Here is a 2,108-nt window from a genome sequence, read left to right as displayed (position 1 = left end):
AAAAAATGAATGTGCGGTGATTTATTTTTGAAATTCTTGAAATTATATCAAAAATTTAGAGTTTTGACGGAGAGACTAGTTAGCTATTAATTTCAATATAAAAAACTAGAGACTTAGTTACACTTAATGCTGGCTTTTTTACCACTAATATCTACATTTTTAGTATTTAATATAAACTTAATTCCACAGGATTAAAACTTTTTCCTTAAAATCTTCAATTATATTTATAATTGAGTTATCTTTAACCTATTTATAAGAAAAAACCTAAGTTGACAGAAGCGTGGCGAAGAACTCAATAACGCTCCTTTGACCAACTTGGTGCCGTCTATCTAAGGCTTAATTGTTGCGTTTTGTACCTTTGCTACGATTAGATGAAAATGATATTGTTTAAACTAATTATTGAGAATTTAACTTACGGAGAGTTTTATGTCTATAGAGTGGATAATTGCGTTAATTGTAGGTGGCACATTACTCTTACTAATTATATTTTACAATAGATTGGTAAAACTTCGTCAAAACCGTAAAAATGCATTTTCTGATATTGATGTTCAGCTAAAACAGAGATTGGATCTTGTTCCGCAATTGGTAAGTACTGTCAAAGGCTATGCCGCGCATGAGTCAAAAGTTTTTGAAGAAGTCACCAAAATGCGTGCAAAGGTAAATCCTAGTGCCGGAGTAGCTGAAAGAGCTCAAGCCGAAGCATCCTTGGGAGGATCATTGATGAACCTTTTTGCAGTAGCAGAGAACTATCCAGACCTTAAGGCTGATAGTAATTTTCAGCACTTACAGAAAGAACTATCAGATATTGAGAATAAAATCGCGGCTGCAAGGCGTTACTTTAATAATTCTACCAATGAATATAATACTGCGTGTGAGCAATTCCCTTCAAACATTATTGCTGGCATGATGTCTTATAAGCAAGAAGAATTCTTTGATGTGCCGGATTCTCAGAGAGAGATTATTGAAAAAGCACCTGAAATTAAATTCTAGTTTTTTTTATGAAACATAAAATAGGTTTACAATCAAGTATTTGGAATAATAATTTAAAGTCAGCATTTTTGCTAATTAGTTTTCCACTTGTCATTACTTTTATGTTGTGGTCAGTAATATTTGCTTTTCTATTAGCTGGAACCAATGTAGATCAGTTGCTTTGGAGCGAGTCTGCTAGTGTAGCTAATTCAGTGTTATTACAATATTGGTGGGTTATCTTGGCAGGAGTTAGCCTATGGTTTACCATTGCTTGGTTCTCGCATCAAAATCTAATTAATCTGGAAACAAAAGCAAAGCCTGCTGTGCGTTCCGAAACCCCTGAAATATATAATATTCTAGAAAATTTATGCATTAGTCGAGGTTTGACTATGCCGAAATTATTTATTATAGATTCTCCTGTGCTTAATGCCTATGCAAGTGGCATTAGCGAGAAAACATACGCTATTACATTGACTACTGGTCTTATTGAAAAATTAGAAAAGGACGAGCTAGAAACCGTTATCGCGCATGAGCTTACTCATATTATAAATCGTGATGTTCGACTTCTGATAATTTCAATAGTATTTGTAGGGATTATTAGTTTATTATCTGAAATGATGGTAAGAAGTGCCCTAAGAAGCCTAGGTAGAAATAGTAAAGGCAAAGGTAAAGGAGCTGCCGCTATTATAATAGTAATTGCTGTTGCGGCTTTTGGTTATCTGTTTTCTATTTTAATTCGCCTTGCACTTTCGAGAAGAAGAGAGTACTTAGCTGATGCTGGTGCAGTTGAACTAACTAAAAATAGCCCAGCTCTTATACGGGCTCTTAGCAAAATATCCGGTAATTCACATCTTGAAAATGTAGATAGTGATGTGCAACAAATGATGTTTGACAATCAAGCATCGTTTCTTGGTATGTTTTCAACCCACCCACCCATTAAATCTAGAATAGAGATTTTAGAAAGATTTTAGTTCTTGAAACACCATTTTTATGGATTAACCAAAGCTAAGACTAGATCAAGACATATTTAGTAACTTTGCTGCGAATAAGTTATCAAATACTTGTCATTTTTCAAAGTTGAGTTCAGCAGATTATCAAAGAGCAGTTCAGCAAAACAATAACAATAAAACACAGTAAGA

The 2,108-nt window shown here is 33.8% G+C and carries 2 protein-coding genes; both read left to right on the top strand.

What is annotated here, in order from left to right; all coding sequences use genetic code 11:
* Positions 1 to 426 precede the first annotated feature (426 nt).
* The gene (locus Megvenef_RS09100) at positions 427 to 990 is read left to right on the top strand and encodes a LemA family protein (protein ID WP_322777611.1); all 564 of its coding nucleotides are present in this window, start codon (positions 427 to 429) and stop codon (positions 988 to 990) included.
* Between the two features lie 8 nt (positions 991 to 998).
* The gene (locus Megvenef_RS09095; protein WP_322777610.1) at positions 999 to 1,940 is read left to right on the top strand and encodes a M48 family metallopeptidase; all 942 of its coding nucleotides are present in this window, start codon (positions 999 to 1,001) and stop codon (positions 1,938 to 1,940) included.
* The last annotated feature ends 168 nt before the right edge of the window (positions 1,941 to 2,108 follow it).

It is taken from the genome of Candidatus Megaera venefica, assembly GCF_034554655.1.
GTDB classification, from domain to species: domain Bacteria; phylum Pseudomonadota; class Alphaproteobacteria; order Rickettsiales; family Rickettsiaceae; genus Megaera_A; species Megaera_A venefica.
Note: the sequence above shows the minus strand (reverse complement) of the source record. Positions and strands in the feature narration are given on the sequence as shown.